A 20,575-nucleotide genomic window follows, 5' to 3' on the forward strand; every position below is an offset into this window, starting at 1 on the left:
AGCGCAGGGGCCCGCGCCGCCCCGGACGGCGTCGAAGCCGCAGGCTCGTTCACCCCCGGCCGGCCTCCTCCGGACGCGGACCGGCGATGAACACCACCCGGAACTTGCCGATCTGCACCTCGTCACCGTTGCTCAACGTCGCCGCCTCGACCCGCTCACGATTCACGTAGGTGCCGTTCAGGCTGCCCACATCCCGCACCGTGAACGTCCCACCGTCACGGTGGAACTCCGCGTGCCGCCGCGACACCGTCACGTCGTCCAGGAAGATGTCACTGTCCGGGTGCCGCCCACTCGTCGTCACATCGTGGTCCAGCAGGAACCGGGCACCCGCATTCGGACCCCGGCGAACCACCAGCAACGCCATACCCGGCGGCAACGAACCGGACATCCGGCTCGGCACCACATCGGTGTCCGGCCCTTCCAGCACTTCGTCGAGCGAACCGAGATTGAGCGTCGAAGTGACGTCGAGCGGGGGGAACTCGTCGTCTGGGCGCGTCATGGGACCACCTCACGGATCTGTTCGGTCGGCGTCAGGGAATGGCGGGTCTGGCCGCCGGGCAACACCACACCCGGCGGCTGGCTCCCCGTGCCCGGGAAGGCGCATTCCGCAACGCTCAAACTATTGGTTCTCGGTCGACTGGGCGAGCCTAGCCAGCGCCGAAATGCAGGGCAACCGGACGCGCGGAACCACGCCGCCGCCCGGAACAGCATGAACTCAGCTCTCGGTGAGCTCGCGGTACGCATCGGCGGTCAGCAGACCCTCGACCGCCGATGGATCTTCCGGAGTGATCTCGACCAACCACCCCGCACCGTACGGATCCGTGTTGATCACCTCAGGGGTGTCGGCCAGCGCCTCGTTGCGCGCCGACACCGTGCCACTCAGCGGCGCGTAGATCTCCGACACACTCTTCGTCGACTCGATCTCGCCCAGCGACTCACCCGCCGCCACCACCGCACCGGCCTCCGGCAACTGCACGAACACGATGTCACCCAGGGCGTCCTGCGCGAAGTGCGTGATACCGACGCGGACGACACCACCGTCACCACCGACCACCCACTCGTGCTCGGCGGTGTACCGCAGATCCTCAGGAATCACCAACTGCGTCCTTCGTCATCGGTGCACCGGAGAAACCGGCGCCGCCGCGACCGGTCACGAAACCGGCCGGGCGTGGTCCAGCTTGATCGGCGCGTGCAGCTGCGAAACCTCCACAACCTCACGATCCTCGGAGGTCACGTTACCGCCGCCGTCCCGCACCGATGCGACCACCCCGCCGGGAATGTTCAACGCCGTACGCATCGTCGCCGGATCACCGATCACCATGATCGTGAACGGACCCGTCAACCGCCGCCCATCCACCACCAGCGCACCGTCGGGCCCGTCCACGAAATACGTCGACGCGATGATCCGCGCCGCCGTACCGTCCGTGCCCTGGATCTGCATCGCCTCCGCGCCCGCACCCCGCAACTCCTGCACCGCGTCCAGGATCCGCGTCGACGACACCGCCTTCGCCGGCCCCGAGAAGCGCACCTCAAGACCCGGACCCACCGCCGGCAACGTACCCGCCAGGATGCCCAGCTCGTCCGCCCGCCGCGTCGCCTCCTCCAGCGCCGCCTGCCGGCCCTGCTCACCCGACCGCAACTGCCGCTGGCTCTCCTCCAGCAACTCGATCTCCTGGCGCAGCCGCCGCTCCCGCGAATCCAGATCCGACGAGATCCGCACCAGATCCTCCTCCCGCGTCGCCGCGAGCGTCGGATCCGTCGACGTCGTCTTGAACTGCACCACCAGCGTGAAACCCAGCAACGCCAGCAGCACCGCGATCATCGCGCCCGCCGACGAGAACCGCCGCGCACCCGACGGCGACCCGGCCGCCGCACCCGGCTCCGGCTCAGCCTCCGGAACCGCCTCCGGCTCCGCGGGCTCCGCCGCCTCGTCCGGCACCGGCTCCACCGGCGCCAACGGGCTCAACTCGTCCGGATCGGGCGCGTCCGGGCGCGGATCCGGCTCACCCGCCGGACCCGACGGCCGCGCCGGCTCTCCCGGCCGCGGCCACCCCGTACCCGTCTCCCTGTGTCCCTCGCTCATCGCCACAAACCTACGCCCGGAACAGGTGCCGGCGGATCGCCGCCACGTTTCCGAAGATGCGCACGCCGAGCACGACCACCACACCCGTCGACAACTGCCCGCCCACGCCCAACTGGTCACCCAGGTACACGATCAGACCCGCCACCAGCACATTCGAGATGAACGACACCACGAACTGCTTGTCGTCGAAGATCCGGTCCAGCTTCGCCCGCACCCCGCCGAACACCGCGTCCAACGCGGCCACCACGGCGATCGGCAGATACGGCTGCAACGCCGCCGGCACCGTGGGGTCCAGATACACCCCGAGCACCACACCGGCGAGCAACGCCAGCACCGCGATCATCGGCCACCTCCCGAAGGGCTGGAAGAAACATCCGGGCCGGACGACCCGGGACTCGACGAACCGGCGGCGCCCGAACCCGACGGGCGCGGACCCGAAGTCGCCGGAGGCTCGGCGTAGCGTAGCCGCGGCTGCGGCGCCGCCGGCAACGTGAGGTCACCGACCCGCTTCACCCCGAACGACAGACCCGTCGTCCGCGCCACCTCACGCATCAACGCCGCCGCGCGGCTCTGGTCGAACCGGTCCCGCATCGACCTCGGCCCGATCGCCTGCACCTCGTACGGACCCGTCACCGGCCGGTAGTCCACCAGGATCGCCTCACCCGCCGACCGGATCGTCGACGTCGCCGTCAACCGCTGGCCGTTCACCGCCACCGCCTCGGCGCCGGCCGCCCACAACGCGTTCGCGACCTTCTGCAGATCCGAATACAGCACCCGGGAGGGACCCGCGTCCCCGCTCGTCACACCGTCCTGATCCGCCGCCGCGTCGGCCAGCCGCACCACCACACCGTCCCCGCGCACCCGGGCCAGGCCCGTCCCCGCCTCCAGCGTGCGCAACCGGGACGCCTGTGAACCGCTCAGCGTCGCGTCGCGCTGCCGGCCGACCTCCTCGCGCAACTGCTCGGCGCGCTCGGTCAACCGGTCGGTCTCCGCCTCCCGGCCCTTGATCTCGGCGACCAGGCCCGCCCGCGCCGTCGCGCGGCTCGGCTCCTCCGCCACCGTCTCCCGGTACGCCACCGCGAACAGGAACCCGATCACCGCCAGTACCAGCAGGCTCACCGGCCGGCCGAGCACCTGCCGCACCCGCGACATCGAGCCCGTCGCCCGGCGAGCCGCCGCGTCGCCGTATCCCGGATCCAGCGGATTGCGGAACAGCTCGGTCAGGAAGTCCGGCGCGTACACCCGGCTCGACGGGTCGCGCTCCTTCTCCCCGTCCCGTGACGGCGCGGTCATGCCGCCGCCCTCGCGCGCCGCTCCCGCATGGCCCGCACGAGGCGGCTGGCCTGCACCACGTACATCGCGCCGGCCACCCAGTAGAGGACCAGGCCCCACCAGGCCACGCCCCAGCCGATCGCGCCGGCGGCGGTGCCGGCGCCCGGCACCGCGTCGGCCAGCAGGAGGATCGGGAACGCCGCCAGCAGCAGGAACGTCGCGGTCTTGCCCATGTAGTGCACCGGCGGCGGGCCGTAGCCGTACCGGCGCAGCACGCCGAGCGACACCAGCAGCAGCAGCTCGCGGGCCAGCAGTGCCCCGGTGAACTGCCAGGGCACCACCTCGCGGGCGGTGAACGCGAGCAGCGTGGCGAGGATGTAGAGGCGGTCGGCCAGCGGGTCGAGCAGCTCGCCGAGCCGGCTCACCTGGCCCAGGCGGCGGGCGATCCAGCCGTCCACCCAGTCGCTGGTGCCGCCCACGGCGAGCACCGCGACGGCGGCGACGTCGGCCCGGACCACGAGGAACAGGTAGAGGAAGATCGGCACGCCGACGAGCCGGACGAAGCTGATCAGGTTGGGCAGCGTGAGGACGCGGTCTCCCACGACCGTGGTGGTCCCGGAATCCGGTTGCTCAGCTGGAGCCGGCCGACGCGACACCGAACCCTCCCTTCGCAGCACGGTCCGGCAGCCGGACGAGCGGCCGCTGGAGGGACGTGCGCGTTGCCGGCCGGTCAGACGCCGGCGCCCTCTGTGATCCCGGGCTGGGACCTCCCCGACGCGGCCCGTGATCATGGGCCGCCCAGTTGCGCTGCCACTATATCGGGCTCGCCGTTCTCCCCCGTCCGTCCGCTGCGTGGTTGCTCAGCGGTGTCGCGGTGGCGACGGTCACAACCGCTAAGGCATCCTAGGACACTAGTCGAGCGGTGGAGGCGAAGGTGACGCTACCGCGCCGGGGTCAGGCCGTACGGGCGGTCGAGTCGGAGCCGGCCTGCGGGGCTGTCGTGGTGGCCGCCTGGCTGAACGCGACCAGTGCCAGCAGAAGCTCGTGCTGCAACCGGTTGGGCATCCGGTCGAGCACGGCCTGCACCGCCCGGTGCCGCCTCTCCTGGAGGTCGCGCAGCAGCGTCTCCGCCGCCGCGGTCGGAATCAGCCGCACCTCCCGCCGGTCGCGCGGGTCGGCCACCCGGCGCAACAGGCCGACCGCCTCGAGGCGGTCACAGAGCCGGCTCGCCGACGACGGGACCACGTCCAGCAGCTCGGCCAGCCGGTTCACGTTGGTGTCCGGATGCGACACGATCAGCGACAGCACCCGCAACTGGGTGGGCGAGACGCTGACGGTGTGCCGGGAGGTCGCGGAGTCGAGCACACCGATGAGCGCCTCCGCAGCCGACTCGATGGCCGCGGCAAGATTCGGAGGTCGCTCCACTCGCTGTCCCCTGCGATCGTCCCGCTCGTGTTCGCTCCGCCGCCCCGGTCACTGCCCCGTCGCGTCGTCGGACCGGCTGGAGCCCAGCCAGTCCAGGCAGACGACCACCGCGTCGTCGCGGAGATCCGCGTCGGCATGGTACGCATGCAGTTCGCGCATCACCGTACCAACTGCCTCGGTCGCCGGCTGCAGCCGAGTCGACCGCATCGCGCGCGCCATAGCCCGGACGCCGTACGGCTCCTGGTCGTCGGGCTCCGCCGCGTACACCCCGTCGCTGACCACGAAGAGACGGTCACCCGGATCCAGAGTGAACGCCTGCACGTCGTAGCGCGTCTCGGCGAACATGCCCAGCGGCAGTTGCTGCTCCAGCGCGATCGGCGTGACGCGGCCCCCGCGCAGCCGCAGCAGTTGCGGAGAGCCGGCGTCCACCACCCGCATCACGCCCCGCCGGCTGTCCAGCTCCAGCAGCAGGGTGGCCACGTGCCGGCTGCCCCTGTGCTGGTAGTAGATGGTGTCCGAGGCCAGTTCCGCCTGCTCCACCAGGCTGCCGCCGGACCGCCGGGCGTTGCGCATGGCGTTGACGGTCACCGCCGTGAGCATCGACGCGGCCAGGCCGATGCCGGTGCCGTTGAGCACGGTGAGGGTGAGCCGGTCACCGTCGACCGACCAGTCGAAGTGGTCACCGCCCACCGTGTACGCCGGTTCGAGCTGCCCGGCGAGCAGCACGTCGCCCAGCCGTACGCTGCGCCCGGGCAACAGGTCCCACTGCATCTCGGCGGCCATGCTCAGCCGTTCCCGCCGCCGGGCCCGCCGGTACCGGTCGGTCTCCCGGTCGGCCGCCCGGATCGCCACGGCGAGTTCGCCGGCGGCGTCGCGGGCCGCCTCCACTGTGGCCGCGTCCGGGTCGCCGGGCAGCTCCACCATCAGCACGCCGAGCCGCTCGCCCCATACCGACACCGGCAGGTACACCCGGCAGCGGCCGTCCTCGACGATGTCCAGGACCGGCTCCTGGCTGCTGAAACAGCGCTGGGCCACGCTGTGCGCCAGCAGCGGGCCGCCGCCGGGCACGTCCGGGTCGAGCACCGGCCAGAGTCCGCTGGCGCGGTAGTCGGCGACGAACAACTCCGCCCGCGCGGCTCCGAGCGTCTGGCGCAGCACCGCGTCCGCGGTCTCCGCCAGTTTGTCGGGTGGCGCCGTGCGCAGGGCACGCGACACCGTTCCGGACGCCTCCGGCATGCTCATCCTCCGATGACGACTATTGCTACAGGGCAAACATCATACGAAGGCCGCAGGACGGCGTCCGCTCCGCCTCGGCCGCACGTGCCGGGACCGGCTCAGCCGGCCGGGCGCGACGCCAGCGCGCCGTGGAACGCGTCCGGCACCGGCTCCGGCTCCCCCGCCGGCCGCCACCGCGCCACCGGCACGATGCCGTCGCCGGTCGGCTGCCAGCGGCCCAGCAGCGGCGCGAACCGCTCGGGTGCCCGCATCCGGAACGCCGGGCCCATCATGGCCAGCGCCTCGGGGTGCCGGGCCAGCTCCTCGGTGTCGAAGTCGATCGCCAGCCGGCTGCCCGGCGCCACCGCCTGGTACAGCTCGTCGAGCGTACGGGCGAGGGTGTCGTCGTCCAGGAACGCCGCCAGCCCGAGGAAGACCACCCCCACCGGCCGTCTCCCCCAGCCCGGCACGAACCGGTGCAACTGCACCCGGTCGACGGTCCCGATGTCGGTGGCGTCGCCGTAGCCGTAGCCGGCGCGGTCGCTTCCGGCGAGCAGGCGCCGGCCCAGCCGGACCGTCTCCGGGTCCGCGTCGGTGTACAGGACCGTCGCCTCCGGCGCGACCTCGTGCACGTTGCCGCAGGTGGGCACGCCCGCGCCGAACACCAGGAAGCCGTCGATCCCGTCTTCGGCCATGACCCGGACGGTACGGCCGAGGAAGCCGCGCAGCGACCGGAAGATCGCCGCACAGGGCCCGTACGCCGCCTCGAACGCCGCCGCGGCGGCCACGTCCAGCGGGCGGTGGTGCCGGCCGCCGAGCCAGTAGTCGATCATGCGGGCGGTGCTCGGTCCGTCCGGCTGATCCATCGACGGGGCTCCCTCCCCTGGGCGCTGCACGCCAGCGTACCCAGCGGACGAGCCCGCCGGTAACGCCCCGGGCCGCCCGTCCCGGCCGCGATACTGGCCGCGGGAGCGGCGGCCACGAGGAGGTGCTGGTGAACTCGGCGAACGGAGCCGCGGTGGTAGTCGGAGTGGACGGCTCCGAGCCCGCGACGCGGGCGGTACGCCTGGCGGCCCGGGAGGCGCGGAGGCGCAACCGGCCGTTGCGTCTGGTGCACGGTTTCATCTGGCCATTGATGCGCGTGCCGGTCTCCGCGCCGGCCGGGTCGCCACCCGGCGCGGGGCTGCGCCACCAGGCCGAGCAACTGGTCGCCGACGCGGTCGCGGTGGCCGAGGCGGAGTCGCCGGGGCTGCGCATCACCGGCGAGATCATCGACGGTGAGGCCGCCGCGGTGCTGCTCGCCGAGTCCCCCACCGCCGCCGTGATCGTGCTCGGCGACCGGGGCCTGGGCGGCTTCGCCTCGCTCGTGATCGGGTCGGTCGCCCTGCAGGTCGCCTCGTACGCCGACTGCCCGGTGCTGATCGACCGCGGCGCCGCTCGCGCGGACGGCCCGGTCGTGGTCGGCGTGGACGGCTCCGCCCTGTCGCGCGGCGCCGTCGAATTCGCCGCCGACAGCGCGTCGGTGCGCGACGCGCCGCTGCATGTGCTGCACGCCCACCCGGCCCCGCGCGGCCGGGACGACGCCGAGCAGGAGCGGGTGCTCGCCGAGGCGCTCGCCGGGATCGGCGAACGGTGGCCGGGGCTGGCGGTGCACACCGAGGCGGTACGGGCCAAGCCGGTCGCGGCGCTGGCCACGGCGTCCCGCGACGCGCAACTGGTGGTGGTGGGCCGGCAGGGCCGGGGCGAGCTGAGCGGGCTGCTGCTCGGCTCGGTGAGCCAGGGGATCCTGCACCGGTCGGCCTGCCCGGTCGCGGTGGTCCGCGCCCCGGACTGAGTGCCCGCCCGCGCCCCGGACTGAGCGCCTGCCCGCGCCCCGGACTGAGCGCCTGCCCCGCCCCGGCTGCGCGGCGGGTCCGGCACGGTTGGTCCCGGTCCGGGCGGGTAGACGCCTACCGTCAGCGCACAGCGATCCGCAGGAGGCAGAGATGCCAGGACCACGGCCGGGCAGCAACGCGTACGACAAGCAGCGGGCACGCCTTCGCGACCTCGTCGAGCAGTCCGGACGGGCCGCCGACAAGGAGGCGAACCAGGTCGCCAACCGGATCCTCCAGGACGACCGGGGGCAACGCGGCGTCGTCCGGGGCGAACGGACCTACGGCCCCAAGGGCAACCGGGAGCCGGGTGACCCGAAGTGAGAGCGGCAGCGGTTGTCGACGGCGCCATCGCGGGCGCCGTCGGCAGCGCCGTCCTCAACGCGGTCTCCTACCTCGACATGGCGTTGCGGGCCCGCCCGGCCAGCAGCACCCCGGAGTCGGTGGCCGGCCGGCTGGCCGACGTCACGCACGTCGACCTGGGCCCCGGCGACGAGGCCGCGAACCGCCGCTCCGGTCTGGGGCCGTTCCTGGGGTACGCCACCGGCATCGCCGCGGGGGCCGCGTTCGGCCTGCTCGCCGCGCGCCGGCGGGTTCCGTTGCCGCTGGCCACGGTGCTGCTCGGCGGCGGGGTGATGGCCACCTCCGACGGCTCGATGACGGTGCTCGGCGTGACCGACCCGCGCACCTGGCGGCGCGACGACTGGGTCTCCGACCTGATCCCGCACCTGGCGTACGGGCTGTCGGCCGCAGCCACCTGGCGGCGGCTGCGGCCGACGTCGGCTCGCGGTTAGCTCTCGTCGTCGGCGACCGGCTCACCGGCCGGTCCGTACGGCGACACCTGTCCCCTGGGGACGGGCCGGCCCGCGTCGGCGTTCGACGTGCCCCGGCTTCGCGAGCGGCCGCCCGCCTGGGTGGCCGTCTTGCGGCTGTCCTGGCTGGTGGCGCCGAGGTCGTTCCGGCGCAGTTCCTCCTGCTGCGGCTTGACCACGGGTCTCTCCTTCCCGGTGGGAGCGCACGGCCGTCGACCGCGCACCCGCCCCGCGTACCCGCCGCCGCCCGGCGCATTCCGGATCGGCCCGGAGGTCTGGCCGGGGCCGGGGCGGGTAAGCCGGACGGATGCCAGACGATCGCAACGTCGCGCGCGCCCTGCTGGACCGGCAGTCCCGCACGTACGCGGAGGAGGCCGGCATCGCCCTCGCGGACCGGCCCGGCCCGCTGTACCAGCTGCTGGTGCTCACCACGCTGCTGAGCACCCGGATCCGGGCCTCGGTGGCGGTGGCCGCCGCCCGGGAGCTGTTCACCGCCGGGCACCGCACCCCGCAGGCGATGGAGGCGGCGACCTGGCAGGACCGGGTCGACGCGCTGGGCCGGGGTCACTACCGGCGCTACGACGAGCGGACCGCCACCATGCTCGGCACCGGCGCGCGGCTCTGCCTGGACCGCTGGCACGGCGACCTGCGGCGGCTGCACAAGGAGGCCGGCGCCGACCGGGCGGTGCTGCGCCGGCTGCTCACCGAGTTCCCCGGAATCGGTCCCACCGGTGCGGACATCTTCCTGCGGGAGGCGCAGTCGGTGTGGCCGGACGTGCGCCCGTACGCCGACCGGCGCACGCTCGCCGGGGCGCGGCGGCTGGGCCTGCCGGCGAGCCCCGCCGACCTGGTCGGGCTGGTCGGCGAGGCCGACTTCGGCCGGCTGGCGTCGGCGCTGGTGCGGGTGGCCCTGGGCGAGGAGTCGGCGGGCGAGGTGGGCCGCAGCGCCGCGACCGCCCACTGACGGGGCGGCTACTTGGCCGGGCCGGGTTTGGTGAGGTTCCAAGCCAGCAGCGAGGCGAGCAGCGCGAGCAGCACCACGCCGCCGGAGACGCCCTCCTCGCCGTTGCCGCGGCTCCCGGAGAACCCGAAGTAGATCACGGCCAGTCCGGCCAGCACGGTGATGAACGTACGCAGTCCTCGGTCCTTCACGCCCGCACCGTACGACCGGCGACCGGCGCCGGGACGGGGATCGGGCGGTTGTCCCCCGTCCGGGTGTCAGTCCGGGGTGCGGCCGACGGCCGGGCCGCGCAGCCGGACCCGGCGGATCGCGCGCCCGGCGACCTCGACCACCTCCACGGTGAGGCCGGGCAGCCGCACCCGCTCGCCCGGGCCCCCGGGCAGCCGGCCCAGCCCGGCCAGCACCAGCCCGGCCACCGTGGTGTACTCGCGCGACAGCGGGAACGTCACGCGTACGCCCACGTCCGGCAGGTCGTGCAGCGGAAAGTCGCCCGGCAGGAGCAGCGCCCCGTCCGTCTCCCGCACGGCCCGGCGCACGTCCTTGTCGGTCTCGTCGTACAGCTCGCCGACCACCTCCTCGAGCAGGTCCTCCATGGTGACCAGGCCGTCCACACCGCCGTACTCGTCGACCACCAGGGCGAGCTGTTCGTGCCGCTGGCGAAGTTGCCGCATCGCGTCGGCCACCGGCAGCGTGCCGGGCAGCAGCACCGGCGGGCGGGCCCGGTCGCCCACGAGCACCCCGTCGCCGTCCACCAGGTCGCGGATGTGCACGGTTCCGCACACGTCGTCGAGGCCGCCGGGTCCGATCACCGGTGCCCGGGACCGCCCGGTCGCGGCCAGGTGACGCATCGCGTCGGCGGCCGGCAGGTCGGCGGGCAGCGTGGTCACGTCGCGACGCGCGACGAGGATCTCCCGCAGCGTGCGGCCGGCGATGTCGAATGCCCCGGCGAGGATCTCCCGCTGCTGGGCGGACAGGCCGCGCTGGCTGACCAGCATCTCCCGCAGCTCCTCCTCGGTCACCTCCTGCCGGCTGGCGCGCGGGTCGCCGCCGGTGAGCCGGACCAGCAGGTCGGTGGAGCGGCCGAGCAGCCACACCGCCGGCCGGGACAGCCGGGCCAGCAGGTCCAGCGGCCCGGCGCTGATCAGCGCCCACCGTTCCGCCGTCTGCATGGCCAGCCGCTTGGGTGCCAGCTCCCCCACCACGAGCGTGAGGAACGTCAGCAGCAGCGTCACCACGAACACCGCCACCGGGCGGGCGGCGCCGCCGAGGAAGCCCAGCGGGCCGATCAGCGGCTCGGCGAGCGTCACCGCGGCGGCGGCCGAGGCGAGGAACCCGGCGAGCGTGATGCCGAGCTGGATGGTGGCCAGGTAGCGGTTCGGCTCACGGGTGAGGCGGCTCAGCCGCGCCCCGGCCCGCCCGGAACGCGCCAGCCGCCGCAACTGCCCCTCCCGCAGGCTCACCAGCGCCATTTCGCTGCCGGACAGGGCGGCGTTGACCAGGATCAGGACCAGCACCAGCGCGACCTGCACGCCCATCAGTCCGTCTCCAGGTCGTCCAGCGAGATCGCGTGGGTCATCAGCCAGCGGGCCAGCGCGGCCATCCCGAACAGCCACAGCGGCGCCGACTCGGTGGGGCCGTTCGTGGCGAAGACGGCGAAGCGCAGGTCCGGTGCCCGGTACGCCTCGATCCGCCACTTGTGGTTCTTGTCCCGCCAGACCGCGGAAGGGTCCATGGCGTCACGGTAGGTGACCGCCGTGGGCCAGTGGCGCCGGTTGGCTCAGCCCGGCGGACGGACCACCTCGCGGGCGTCGTCGGGCAGCCGCCGGGTGGCCCCGCGCCGGTCCAGCAGTTCCAGCAGCGGCACCGCCACCCGGCGGGTGGTGCCGAGCGCCTGCCGGGCGGCGCTGAGCGTGAACGGCTGCGGCAGCCCGGCGAGCACGCGCACCGCGTCGTCCGGGGCACCGGGTAGCAGCACCACGTTCTCGGCCAGCTGCAGCAGCGCGCCGGCCCGCACCGCGGCGCCGATCTCGCGGGGACCGAACCCGAGGTCGGCCAGGTGGTGCGCCTCGGGGGCCTGGAACGGGCGGTCGCCGTACTCGGCCCGGACCCGCTCCACCGCCCGGGCCACCGGGTCGGGCAGGGTCTGCTGCGGGGTGGCGGTGACCAGGCCGTCGCGCAGCCGCAGCGGCGGGCGCAGCAGCGCCGTGACCAGGGCGCGGTCGGGCAGGTCGAGACGGTGGCGCAGCACGTCGACGGGTACGCCCGCGGCGAGCGGATGCTCGGCGGCGTACCGGGTCACCTCCTCGGTGAGGCGGCGGCCCAGGTCCCGCCAGTGCTCCGGGTCGGCCAGCCACTGCCCGGCCACCGGCGTCGCGGTCGGCGGCACGCCCATCCGGCTCAGGTCCCCGGCCCGGATCAGCCGTCGTCGCCGCAGTTCCCCGGCCAGGTCCGGCCGCCCGTCGAGGCCGCTCAGCACCGCCGCGCGGGCGGCGGCCGCGCCCCGGCGGCGCAGCGGCGGCGGGTCCACGTCCAGCACCGTCACGCCGCCCGCGACGTGGTGGCGGCCGGGGTCGCGCAGCAGCGCCCGGTCTCCGATCAGCAACGGCAGCGGGCGGGCCAGGCGCAGCCGTACCGTGTCCGGGCCCAGCGGCCGGACCCGGGCGGGCACCGCCGCCGAGCCGGCGTGCAGGGTGAGGGTGGCCGGCAGGTCGGCGGCCGGGTCGCCGGACAGGCGCACGTCGAGCAGGTCGGTACGGCCGAACCGGCCGGGGGTGAGCAGCGCGTCGCCGCGCCCGACCCGGTCCCGGTGCAGGCCGCGCAGGTTCACCGCGACCCGGGCCACCGCCTCGACGGCGGTGTGCGCGACGCCGAGCGAGTGCAGTCCGCGTACCCGTACCGTCTCGCCGGTGGCGGCCAGTTCCAGCTCGTCGCCGACGCGCAGCCGGCCGCCGCCGAGCGTGCCGGTGACCACCGTGCCGCTGCCGCGCACGGTGAACGCGCGGTCCACCCAGAGCCGCACCGGCGCGTCCCGGGCCGGGTCGGGCAGCCGGGCGGTCAGGCGGTCCAGGGCGGCGCGCAGCTCGGGCAGCCCGGCGCCGGTGACCGCGGAGACCGGCACCGCCTCCACAGCGCCCAGCGACGTCGCGGCGATCTCCGTGCGGGCCCGCGCCGTGGCCGGTCCGGGATCGGCCAGGTCCGCGCGGGTGACCGCGAGCAGCCCGTACGACACGCCCAGCGCGTGCAGGGCGGCCAGGTGCTCGGCGGACTGCGGCATCCAGCCCTCGTCGGCGGCCACGACGATCAGCGCGGCGGGGACCGGGCCGACACCGGCGAGCATGTTCGGTACGAACCGCTCGTGCCCGGGTACGTCGACGAAGGCGAGGGTGCCGCCCGAGGGCAGCGTGGTCCAGGCGAAGCCGAGGTCGATCGTCATGCCCCGGCGGCGTTCCTCCGCCCACCGGTCCGGTTCCATCCCGGTCAGCGCCCGCACCAGCGTGGACTTGCCGTGGTCGACGTGCCCGGCGGTCGCCACCACCCACATGCCGGTCAGTCCTCCACGCTCAGCACGGCCGCGCGGACCCGGTGGTCGGCGCCCTCCGGGACGGCGCGCAGGTCCAGCAGGAGCCGGCCGTGCAGCACCCGGCCGAGGATCGCCGGGTCGCCGGTGCGCAGCGGCTCGGCGTACCGCTCGGGAAGGCTCAGCGCCCACGAGTCCAGCTCCACACCGGGCGCCCCGCCGCCGCCGACGACGGCGGCGCTGGGCACCACCTCGGCCTTGCAGCCGTCCTCGCCGAGCCGGTCACGCAGCCGTTCCAGCCGCTCCCGCAGCCGGGCCGGGTCGGCGTGCAACGCGTCCCGGGTGGGCGTGCTCGGCGCGTACAGGGTGGCGGCGAGCGCGGCGAGGGTGAGCTTGTCCACCCGCAGCGCCCGCGCCAGCGGGTGCCGGCGCAGCCGCTGCACCAGGTCGGCGTCGCCGAGCAGAAGACCGGCCTGCGGACCGCCGAGCAGCTTGTCGCCGCTGGCGGTGACCAGGTGCGCGCCCGTGCGCAGGGTGGTGGCCGCGTCCGGCTCGTCGGGCAGCAGCGGGTCCGGCGCGAGCAGCCCCGACCCGATGTCGACCACCACCGGCACGCCGAGCGTGGCCAGCTCGGTCACCGGCACCGCCGAGGTGAAGCCGGTGACCACGAAGTTCGACGGGTGCACCTTGAGCACGAACCCGGTGTGCTCGCCGATGGCGGCCTCGTAGTCGGCGCGGGTGGTGCGGTTGGTGGTGCCCACCTCGCGCAGTCGCGCGCCGGTGCTCTCCAGCAGGTCGGGCAGGCGGAACCCGTCGCCGATCTCGACCAGCTCGCCACGGCTGACCACGATCTCCCGGCCGGCGGCGAGCGCGGTAGCGGCAAGCACCAGCGCCGCCGCGCCGTTGTTCACCACGTGCGCCGCTCCCGCGTCGGGCACCGCCGCGGCGAGCGCGTCGAGCGCCTCCCGGCCGCGCCGGGCCCGGCGCCCGGTCCGCAGGTCCAGTTCCACGTCGGTGTGCCCGGCGGCGGCGACGAGCGCGTCCACGGCGGCCGGGGCGAGCGGGGCACGGCCCAGGTTGGTGTGCAGCACGACGCCGGTGGCGTTGAGGACCGCGCGTGGCGTACGGCCGGGCAGGTCGGCCAGCGCCGCCTCGCGTACCCCCTCGGGGGTCAGCTCACCGCGGCGGGCGCGGTCCTGCGCGCGGACGATCGCGGCCTTGACCCGGTCGCGGCCGAGCGTGCCGGCGGCGGCGGCCAGCGCGGGATCGGCGAGCAGCGCGTCGGTGCGCGGCACCCGCCGTCGCGGGTCGACCTCACGCATCGCTGCTCTCCCGGGAACGGTTTGGCGGAGACGGACGGGAATCGAACCCGCCTGGCCCGGGTCCCGGACCACACCGGTTTTGAAGACCGGGAGGGGCACCAGCCGCCTGAACGCCTCCACGCAGCAGTCAATCACAGCGCGGCGCGGGCCGCCCGAGAAGGTCTCAACCCTTGTCGGCGGCCCGCCGGTCGGCGCGTTCGCGCTGCGGCACCACCGTGTACCGCGGATCGCGCGCCGAGGCGACCCCGCCGTGGAAGATGCCGAACCGGGTGCACGCCGACGCGGCGATCAGCGCGCCGCCGGACAGCGCGGACAGCACCCGGCTGCGGCGACCGATCAGCGCGCCCGCCACCCCGGCGGCGGTCAGCGTCCGGCCGGCGCGCAGCAGCTTCCCGGGCGTGCCCTGGGTGTAGGGCTCGCTGAGCAGGCCGAGCCGGTTCTCCACCCGGTGCGAGCCCCACAGCTCCATCGCCGCGCCCGCGACCGCGAGGCGCCGCGCCGGACCGGCCTGCGCGCAGGGCGCGGCCACCAGCCCGACGCCCGCGCCGCTGGCCAGGGCGCTGCCCGCGAAGATGGCGGGCAGTTCCGGGTACGCCTCGTGCCACGACGGCACCGCCGTGTCCGCCAGCAGCACCCCGGTGTACGTGGCGAGCGCCGGCGCGGTGACCGCGGCGGCCAGACCGGCGGCGTGCCCGGCCGGGGGCAGCAGCCGGCGGCCGAGCCCCAGCACACCGCGCTCGGGCAGCAGCGGGGCCGCCTCGGCGATCGCGGCCAGACCGGCGGCCGGGCCGAACACGCTGAGGATCCAGGTGCCCACCGACATCGGCGAGGTCACCTTCGCCACCCGCAGCATGTGGTGGAAGCGCGACGGCCGGCCCAGGTCGTTGACCAGGAAGTACGTGCTGGCGCCGACGGCCGCGAGCGAGGTGATCCGGCCGGCGCGGCGCAGCGCGGGGCGGCCGGTGAGCTGCCCGCCCGCGGCCAGCAGCGACGAACCGGCGGCGAGACCGCCGGTGAACAGGTACGCGGCGATGTCCCACCGCCACACCGGCGGCTTGAGGACGGGCCGGCCGTAGTAGGACGTGAACTCGGCCGGTGGGACGTTGAGCTGCTCCCCGCCGCCCTTGCCGCCCTTACGGCGGGGTCGGTGCGGCACCGCGTCGCGGGGCGGGGCCGGGGCCAGGCCGGCGTCGTGCGCGCCCCGGTCGGTGCGACCCACCCCGGGACCGGCGCCGGTCGCCCGGCTGTCGTTCTCCCACCCGGCGGCGTCGGGACGCTCGCCGGTCATGCGTTCGCGGAAGCGGCGGAACAGGTCACCGACCGGGCGGTCCGGGCTCACGACGATCCTCCGACGAACGCGGCGACGGCCGCCGCCGCCATGGTCAGCGCGGCCAGCCCGGCCCGCTTCCACATCTTCGGCAGGTCCCGGGTGGTCACCACCGGATCCGGCGGCAGCCCGTACACCTCGGGCTCATCCAGCAGCAGGAAGAACGCGCCGTCGCCGCCGACACCGTCGGTCGGGTCGTGGCCGTACAGCCGCGCCTCCGGCACGCCGCGCTCGTGCAGCGCGGTGACCCGCCGGGCGGCCCGTTCCCGCAGCTCGTCGAGCGGGCCGTACTGGATCGACTCGGTCGGGCACGCCTGCGCGCAGGCGGGCGTCATGCCCGCGCCGATCCGGTCGTAGCACAGCGTGCACTTCCACGCCCGGCCGTCGCCCTTGCGCTGGTCGATCACGCCGTACGGGCAGGCGGAGATGCAGTAGCCGCAGCCGTTGCAGATGTCCTCCTGCACCACCACCGTGCCGAACTCGGTGCGGAACAGCGAGCCGGTCGGGCACACGTCCAGGCAGGCCGCGTGCGTGCAGTGCTTGCACACGTCCGACATCATCAGCCAGCGGAAGTCGGTGCGGCTCTCCGCGCCGGTGCCCCGCCCGGGCGGCTGGGCGCCCGGCATGCCGAGGAACTCCGGACCGGCGGCCATCCGCGCCGCCGCCTCCGGCTGCCCCGGTGGCAGGCCGGGATTCGTGCCGGTGTCAGGTGCCGTGACCGCGCCGGCCGCCGCTGACGCCGGGCTGGTCGCCGGGCCGGTCGGGTCGCCCGCGAACGGCGGCGTGCGGTGCCCGGCCGGGCGGGGCTGCTCGATGAACGCGACGTGCCGCCAGGAGTTCGCGGTGAGCGCGCCCGTGTTGTCGTACGACATGCCGAGCAGGTCGAAACCCGAGTCGGGGACACCGTTCCACTCCTTGCAGGCCACCTCGCACGCCTTGCAGCCGATACACACGCTGGTGTCGGTGAAGAAGCCCATCCGGGGCGGCGCGTCGACCCAGCCCGCGTCCGGGGCCGGGTCCAGCGGGCCGTACAGGCTGTTGGCGTCAGGCATGCGGTTCCCCGTCCTGGTGCGCGGCGGCCGACTGCTCGTCGGTGCTGCCGGCGGCGTCGTCCCCGCCCGCCGCGTCGGTGGTCACCATGGGCACCTTGCGGTCCGGCGTCATCCCGGCCCGCCGCTGGTAGTCGCCGACCAGGTCGAGCAGCACCGGCCCGGTGGGCCGCCGCCCGGGCCGGATGTCGCAGGTGCCGACCTTGCTCTCCTGGATGAGGACGTTCGGGTCCAGCGTGATGCCGAACAGGTCGTTCGCCGAGTCGCCGGTGACCAGGCCCTCGGTGCCGAAGTGGTACGGCAGCCACACCTGGTGGATGATCCGCCCGTCGATCCGCAGCGGGGTCAGCCGGTCGGTGACCAGCACCCGCGCCTCGATCACCGCGCGGCCGCTGATCAGGTGCGCCCAGCCCAGGTGCGCCAGCCCGACCTCACCGGCGAGCTCCGGGGACACCTCGACGAACATCTCCGGTTGCAGCTCGGCCAGGCGCGGCACGGTACGGCTCATCCCACCGGCGGTGTGGTGCTCGGTGAGGCGGCTGACCGTGAACACGTACGGGAAGACCTGGCTGTGCGGCTCCGGCGGGCTCGGGTTCATCCGGTTGATCGGATGCTCGTAGACCTTGCGGGTCGGGTTGGCCTGCTGACCGTAGAGCGGGTTGCGCATCGGCGACTCGGCTGGCTCGTAGTGCGTCGGCAGCGGGCCGTCCAGGACGCCGCCCGGCGCGTACAGCCACGCCTTGCCGTCGCCCTGCATGACGAACGGGTCGTCACCGGCGAGCGCGGCCGGACCGGAGGCGCCCTCCGGCGGCCGGTACGACGGCGGCTTCGTCTTCTCGAAGTCGGGTACGTCGTACCCGGTCCACTCGCCGGCGTCCGGATCCCACCAGACGTACTTCTTCCGCTCGCTCCACGGCCGGCCGTCCGGGTCGGCGGAGGCGCGGTTGTAGAGCGTGCGGCGGTTCGCCGGCCACGCCCAGCCCCACTCGGCGGCCACCCAGTCCTGCTCGTGGCGGGACCGGCGGCGGGCCGCCTGGTTCACCCCGTCGGCGTAGACGCCGGAGTAGATCCAGCAGCCGATCGCCGTGGAGCCGTCGTCGCGCGCCTCGGCAAAGCCGCCGAGCGGACGGCCGGTGGCGACCTCGTACCCGTTGATCTCCTTGAGCACCACCTCGGCGCTCGGCTCCGCGTGCGGACCGTGCGTCGGGTAGTCCCAGGCCAGGTCCAGCAGCGCCCGGTCGCGGCGCTCGGTCGAGCCGGCCAGCTTCTCCCGCAGCACCCGGCCGAGGTGGTAGAAGAACCACAGCTCGGAGCGGGCGTCGCCCGGCGGGTCGACGGCCTTCTCCCGCCACTGCAGCAGCCGCTGCGTCTGGGTGAACGTGCCCTCCTTCTCCACGTGCGAGGCCGCCGGCAGGAAGAACACCTCGGTCCGGCACTCCTCCGGGACGATCTCGCCGGTGGCGACCTCCGGGCCGTTCTTCCAGAACGTGGCGCTCTCGATCATGAACAGGTCGCGAACGACGAGCCAGTCCAGGTTGGCCATGCCCAGGCGCTGCGCCCGGCCGTGCGCCGAGCCGACCGCCGGGTTCTGGCCGAGCAGGAAGTAGCCCTTCACCCTGCCGTCGATCATGTTCAGCACCTGCTGGTACGTACCGTGATCGCCGGTCATCCGGGGCATGTACCCGTAGCAGAAGTCGTTCTCCGGTGTCGCCGCGTCACCCCAGTACGCCTTGAGCAGGCTCGCCGCGAAGGCCCGCGCGTTGCCCCAGAAGCCCTTCTGGCCCGGGTGCCGGATGCTGTCCACCCACTCGTCGAACGTCGGGTGGTCGGCGTGGTGCGGCATCGGCAGGTAGCCGGGCAGCAGGTTGAACAACGTCGGGATGTCGGTGGAGCCCTGGATGCTGGCATGCCCGCGCAGCGCCAGGATGCCCCCGCCCGGGCGGCCCATGTTGCCCAGCAGCGTCTGGATGATCGAGCCGGTACGGATGTACTGCACGCCGACGCTGTGCTGCGTCCAGCCCACGGAGTAGACGAGCGCGCCGGTGCGCTCCCGGCCCGAGTTCTTTGTCCAGGCGCGGGCCAGCTCGAGGAACTTCTCCTCCGGGATGCCGCACACCCGGGCCACCATCTCCGGTGTGTAGCGGGAGAAGTGCCGCTTCAGGATCTGATAGACGCAACGCGGGTGCTGCAACGTCTCGTCCCGGGGCGCCTGCGCCGGCACCGGCTCGCCGTGCGACTCGTGCTCCAGCCCGGCGGCCGAGTCGCGCTCCTTGCCGGTGCCCCGGACCTTGGCGTGGTCCTCCTGCCCCTCGTACTGCCAGCTCGCGTGGTCGTACGAGCCGGTGTCCGGGTTGTAGCCGGAGAAGAGGCCGTCCAGGTCCTCGGTGTCGACGAACTGCTCGCTGACGATGTTGGCCGCGTTCGTGTACGCCAGCACGTACTCCCGGAAGTCCAGCTCGTTGTCCAGGATGTAGCGCACCACGCCGCCGAGCAGCGCGATGTCGGTGCCCGCCCGGATCGGCAGGTACGTGTCGGCGAGCGCGCTGGTACGCGTGAACCGCGGGTCCACGTGGAAGACCTTCGCGCCGCGCTTCTTCGCCTCCATCACCCACTGGAAGCCCACCGGGTGGGCCTCGGCCATGTTCGAGCCCTGGATGACGATGACGTCAGCGTTGACGAGGTCCTGCTGGAAGTCCGTGGCGCCGCCACGACCGAAGCTGGTCCCCAGACCGGGGACGGTGGCGGAGTGTCAAATACGGGCCTGGTTCTCGATCTGGAGTGCCCCCATCGCTGTGAACAGCTTCTTGATGAGGTAGTTCTCCTCGTTGTCCAGCGTCGCGCCGCCGAGGCTGGAGATGCCCAGCGTCCGGTTCAGCGGGCGGCCCTCGTCGTCGACGTCCTCCCAGGTCTCCGCGCGGGCGGCGAGGATCCGGTCAGCGATCATGTCGAGCGCGACGTCGAGGTCCAGGTCTTCCCACTCGGTCGCGTACGGCCGGCGGTAGCGCACCGTGGTCTGGCGCAGCGGGCTGGTCACCAGGCTCTTGCTGGCCGATCCCTTCGGGCAGAGCCGGCCGCGCGAGATCGGGCTGTCCGGGTCGCCCTCGATCTGGGTGACCTTGCCGTCGGAGTGGAAGACGCGCTGCCCGCAGCCGACCGCGCAGTACGGGCAGACCGAGCGGGCCATGCCGTCGGCGGTCTCGGTGCGGGGGCTCAGCACGGCGGAGCGCGCCGACTGGGCGGCGGCGCCGCGACCGAGCGGGTCGGTGCCGGTGAGTTGCCGGTAGACCGGCCACCCCTGGATGAAGGTCTTCAGACCCACCCGGGCACCCCCTCTGCGTCGAGAACGGCTCAGCTCTGCCTGCAACCCTAGGCCAGCGGTCCGGAGCGTGCGACCCGAGTCCACAGACAGAGCCGCCCCGGCCGGATGGCCGGGGCGGCTCTGGGCGTCGGTGTGCATGTCGCCTCTCGGCGAGTGGCGCGACGCGGCTCCAGCCGAACGGTATTCCGCGAAGGCAATTTAGGTGAGGCCCGGGGACACTGAACACACCGACGCTCTGCACAACGGTACCGGGGTCACGGTTCTTCCGCTCGTTGGTCGTGACCCCGGTCACCGCCGGGTCAGCTGTTCCAGTGCTGGGCGACGAGGTCGGCGGCCTGCTGCTCCCACTGGGCGTAGTGGTCCGGGTAGGCCGACACCTGGACGGTCTGGGCGGCCTTGGTC

The 20,575-nt window shown here is 74.1% G+C and carries 22 protein-coding genes and 1 tRNA gene; 4 read left to right on the forward strand and 19 right to left on the reverse strand.

Annotation, left to right across the window (positions count from 1 at the left end; all coding sequences use genetic code 11):
• Positions 1 to 49: 49 nt before the first annotated feature.
• The 9 genes from ACFYO8_RS23630 to ACFYO8_RS23670 all read right to left on the reverse strand — a co-directional run bounded on the left by ACFYO8_RS23630 (position 50) and on the right by ACFYO8_RS23670 (position 6,861).
• Complete coding sequence (locus ACFYO8_RS23630; protein ID WP_046570336.1) at positions 50 to 499, reverse strand: FHA domain-containing protein; 450 nt, start codon at positions 497 to 499, stop codon at positions 50 to 52.
• Between the two features lie 216 nt (positions 500 to 715).
• Positions 716 to 1,096 carry a glycine cleavage system protein GcvH gene (gene gcvH / locus ACFYO8_RS23635; RefSeq protein WP_354869311.1) on the reverse strand — a complete coding sequence of 127 codons (381 nt, stop codon included), beginning with the start codon at positions 1,094 to 1,096 and terminating at the stop codon, positions 716 to 718.
• 54 nt (positions 1,097 to 1,150) lie between these two features.
• Positions 1,151 to 2,083 carry a DUF881 domain-containing protein gene (locus tag ACFYO8_RS23640; RefSeq protein WP_354869309.1) on the reverse strand — a complete coding sequence of 311 codons (933 nt, stop codon included), beginning with the start codon at positions 2,081 to 2,083 and terminating at the stop codon, positions 1,151 to 1,153.
• A gap of 10 nt (positions 2,084 to 2,093) precedes the next feature.
• Positions 2,094 to 2,426: a small basic family protein gene (locus tag ACFYO8_RS23645; protein WP_007071104.1), complete on the reverse strand. Its 333-nt coding sequence runs from the start codon at positions 2,424 to 2,426 to the stop codon at positions 2,094 to 2,096.
• On the reverse strand, positions 2,423 to 3,376 hold the full coding sequence (locus tag ACFYO8_RS23650) for a DUF881 domain-containing protein (RefSeq protein WP_354869306.1): 954 nt from the start codon (positions 3,374 to 3,376) through the stop codon (positions 2,423 to 2,425). The genes ACFYO8_RS23645 and ACFYO8_RS23650 overlap by 4 nt, the downstream gene beginning before the upstream one ends.
• Positions 3,373 to 4,011 (reverse strand): CDP-alcohol phosphatidyltransferase family protein, encoded by a 639-nt coding sequence (locus tag ACFYO8_RS23655; protein ID WP_387257536.1) that lies wholly within the window; start codon positions 4,009 to 4,011, stop codon positions 3,373 to 3,375. Before ACFYO8_RS23655 ends, ACFYO8_RS23650 begins: the two co-directional genes overlap by 4 nt.
• A gap of 298 nt (positions 4,012 to 4,309) precedes the next feature.
• The gene (locus ACFYO8_RS23660) at positions 4,310 to 4,780 is read right to left on the reverse strand and encodes a MarR family transcriptional regulator (RefSeq protein ID WP_354869302.1); all 471 of its coding nucleotides are present in this window, start codon (positions 4,778 to 4,780) and stop codon (positions 4,310 to 4,312) included.
• A 48-nt stretch (positions 4,781 to 4,828) separates the two neighbouring features.
• Entirely contained in the window at positions 4,829 to 6,016 is a 1,188-nt protein-coding gene (locus tag ACFYO8_RS23665) for a PP2C family protein-serine/threonine phosphatase (RefSeq protein WP_354869796.1), read from the reverse strand.
• Positions 6,017 to 6,114: 98 nt separating this feature from the next.
• Positions 6,115 to 6,861, reverse strand: a complete 747-nt coding sequence (locus ACFYO8_RS23670) for an SAM-dependent methyltransferase (protein WP_354869300.1) — start codon at positions 6,859 to 6,861, stop codon at positions 6,115 to 6,117.
• A gap of 128 nt (positions 6,862 to 6,989) precedes the next feature.
• Between ACFYO8_RS23670 and ACFYO8_RS23675 the strand changes: the two genes are divergently transcribed.
• The 3 genes from ACFYO8_RS23675 to ACFYO8_RS23685 all read left to right on the forward strand — a co-directional run bounded on the left by ACFYO8_RS23675 (position 6,990) and on the right by ACFYO8_RS23685 (position 8,660).
• Positions 6,990 to 7,829, forward strand: a complete 840-nt coding sequence (locus ACFYO8_RS23675) for a universal stress protein (RefSeq protein ID WP_354869297.1) — start codon at positions 6,990 to 6,992, stop codon at positions 7,827 to 7,829.
• Positions 7,830 to 7,980: 151 nt separating this feature from the next.
• Entirely contained in the window at positions 7,981 to 8,190 is a 210-nt protein-coding gene (locus ACFYO8_RS23680) for a phosphatidylethanolamine-binding protein (protein ID WP_120569853.1), read from the forward strand.
• Complete coding sequence (locus ACFYO8_RS23685; RefSeq protein WP_354869295.1) at positions 8,187 to 8,660, forward strand: hypothetical protein; 474 nt, start codon at positions 8,187 to 8,189, stop codon at positions 8,658 to 8,660. The genes ACFYO8_RS23680 and ACFYO8_RS23685 overlap by 4 nt, the downstream gene beginning before the upstream one ends.
• Here ACFYO8_RS23685 and ACFYO8_RS23690 read toward each other — a convergent pair.
• Positions 8,657 to 8,857 carry a hypothetical protein gene (locus ACFYO8_RS23690; protein WP_269697006.1) on the reverse strand — a complete coding sequence of 67 codons (201 nt, stop codon included), beginning with the start codon at positions 8,855 to 8,857 and terminating at the stop codon, positions 8,657 to 8,659. The genes ACFYO8_RS23685 and ACFYO8_RS23690 overlap by 4 nt on opposite strands.
• A gap of 128 nt (positions 8,858 to 8,985) precedes the next feature.
• On the opposite strand from ACFYO8_RS23690, the gene ACFYO8_RS23695 reads away from it, so the two are divergent.
• A complete protein-coding gene (locus ACFYO8_RS23695) occupies positions 8,986 to 9,642 on the forward strand; it encodes a hypothetical protein (RefSeq protein ID WP_354869293.1) in 657 nt (218 codons plus the stop codon).
• Between the two features lie 8 nt (positions 9,643 to 9,650).
• Here the strand turns inward: ACFYO8_RS23695 and ACFYO8_RS23700 are convergent, their stop codons facing one another.
• The 9 genes from ACFYO8_RS23700 to fdh form a co-directional block, all read right to left on the reverse strand.
• Positions 9,651 to 9,830, reverse strand: a complete 180-nt coding sequence (locus ACFYO8_RS23700) for a hypothetical protein (protein ID WP_354869822.1) — start codon at positions 9,828 to 9,830, stop codon at positions 9,651 to 9,653.
• Positions 9,831 to 9,896: 66 nt separating this feature from the next.
• Positions 9,897 to 11,174 carry a hemolysin family protein gene (locus ACFYO8_RS23705; RefSeq protein WP_354869291.1) on the reverse strand — a complete coding sequence of 426 codons (1,278 nt, stop codon included), beginning with the start codon at positions 11,172 to 11,174 and terminating at the stop codon, positions 9,897 to 9,899.
• Positions 11,174 to 11,371, reverse strand: a complete 198-nt coding sequence (locus ACFYO8_RS23710) for a hypothetical protein (RefSeq protein WP_354869289.1) — start codon at positions 11,369 to 11,371, stop codon at positions 11,174 to 11,176. The genes ACFYO8_RS23705 and ACFYO8_RS23710 overlap by 1 nt, the downstream gene beginning before the upstream one ends.
• A gap of 45 nt (positions 11,372 to 11,416) precedes the next feature.
• Positions 11,417 to 13,180, reverse strand: coding sequence for a selenocysteine-specific translation elongation factor (selB, locus tag ACFYO8_RS23715; protein ID WP_354869286.1), 1,764 nt, complete (start codon positions 13,178 to 13,180; stop codon positions 11,417 to 11,419).
• 5 nt (positions 13,181 to 13,185) lie between these two features.
• Complete coding sequence (selA, locus tag ACFYO8_RS23720; RefSeq protein ID WP_354869284.1) at positions 13,186 to 14,478, reverse strand: L-seryl-tRNA(Sec) selenium transferase; 1,293 nt, start codon at positions 14,476 to 14,478, stop codon at positions 13,186 to 13,188.
• A gap of 22 nt (positions 14,479 to 14,500) precedes the next feature.
• Positions 14,501 to 14,596 (reverse strand) — tRNA-Sec (locus ACFYO8_RS23725).
• Between the two features lie 45 nt (positions 14,597 to 14,641).
• Complete coding sequence (gene nrfD / locus ACFYO8_RS23730) at positions 14,642 to 15,817, reverse strand: NrfD/PsrC family molybdoenzyme membrane anchor subunit (RefSeq protein ID WP_354869281.1); 1,176 nt, start codon at positions 15,815 to 15,817, stop codon at positions 14,642 to 14,644.
• Positions 15,814 to 16,857 (reverse strand): 4Fe-4S dicluster domain-containing protein, encoded by a 1,044-nt coding sequence (locus ACFYO8_RS23735; protein WP_354869279.1) that lies wholly within the window; start codon positions 16,855 to 16,857, stop codon positions 15,814 to 15,816. Before ACFYO8_RS23735 ends, nrfD begins: the two co-directional genes overlap by 4 nt.
• Positions 16,850 to 20,173 carry a formate dehydrogenase gene (gene fdh, locus ACFYO8_RS23740; protein ID WP_354869277.1) on the reverse strand — a complete coding sequence of 1,108 codons (3,324 nt, stop codon included), beginning with the start codon at positions 20,171 to 20,173 and terminating at the stop codon, positions 16,850 to 16,852. The genes ACFYO8_RS23735 and fdh overlap by 8 nt, the downstream gene beginning before the upstream one ends.
• Positions 20,174 to 20,575: the final 402 nt, after the last annotated feature.

Origin of the sequence: Micromonospora sp. NPDC005257 (assembly GCF_042872445.1) — a bacterium.
Classification (GTDB): domain Bacteria; phylum Actinomycetota; class Actinomycetes; order Mycobacteriales; family Micromonosporaceae; genus Micromonospora.

Coding starts and splice junctions, on each gene's coding strand:
- ACFYO8_RS23630 (WP_046570336.1), bottom strand. CDS start 499: ATGACGCGCCCAGACGACGAGTTCCCCCCGCTCGACGTCACTTCGACG.
- ACFYO8_RS23705 (WP_354869291.1), bottom strand. CDS start 11,174: ATGGGCGTGCAGGTCGCGCTGGTGCTGGTCCTGATCCTGGTCAACGCC.
- ACFYO8_RS23640 (WP_354869309.1), bottom strand. CDS start 2,083: ATGAGCGAGGGACACAGGGAGACGGGTACGGGGTGGCCGCGGCCGGGA.
- ACFYO8_RS23645 (WP_007071104.1), bottom strand. CDS start 2,426: ATGATCGCGGTGCTGGCGTTGCTCGCCGGTGTGGTGCTCGGGGTGTAT.
- selB (WP_354869286.1), bottom strand. CDS start 13,180: ATGTGGGTGGTGGCGACCGCCGGGCACGTCGACCACGGCAAGTCCACG.
- selA (WP_354869284.1), bottom strand. CDS start 14,478: ATGCGTGAGGTCGACCCGCGACGGCGGGTGCCGCGCACCGACGCGCTG.
- ACFYO8_RS23650 (WP_354869306.1), bottom strand. CDS start 3,376: ATGACCGCGCCGTCACGGGACGGGGAGAAGGAGCGCGACCCGTCGAGC.
- ACFYO8_RS23680 (WP_120569853.1), top strand. CDS start 7,981: ATGCCAGGACCACGGCCGGGCAGCAACGCGTACGACAAGCAGCGGGCA.
- ACFYO8_RS23665 (WP_354869796.1), bottom strand. CDS start 6,016: ATGCCGGAGGCGTCCGGAACGGTGTCGCGTGCCCTGCGCACGGCGCCA.
- ACFYO8_RS23710 (WP_354869289.1), bottom strand. CDS start 11,371: ATGGACCCTTCCGCGGTCTGGCGGGACAAGAACCACAAGTGGCGGATC.
- ACFYO8_RS23670 (WP_354869300.1), bottom strand. CDS start 6,861: ATGGATCAGCCGGACGGACCGAGCACCGCCCGCATGATCGACTACTGG.
- ACFYO8_RS23695 (WP_354869293.1), top strand. CDS start 8,986: ATGCCAGACGATCGCAACGTCGCGCGCGCCCTGCTGGACCGGCAGTCC.
- ACFYO8_RS23735 (WP_354869279.1), bottom strand. CDS start 16,857: ATGCCTGACGCCAACAGCCTGTACGGCCCGCTGGACCCGGCCCCGGAC.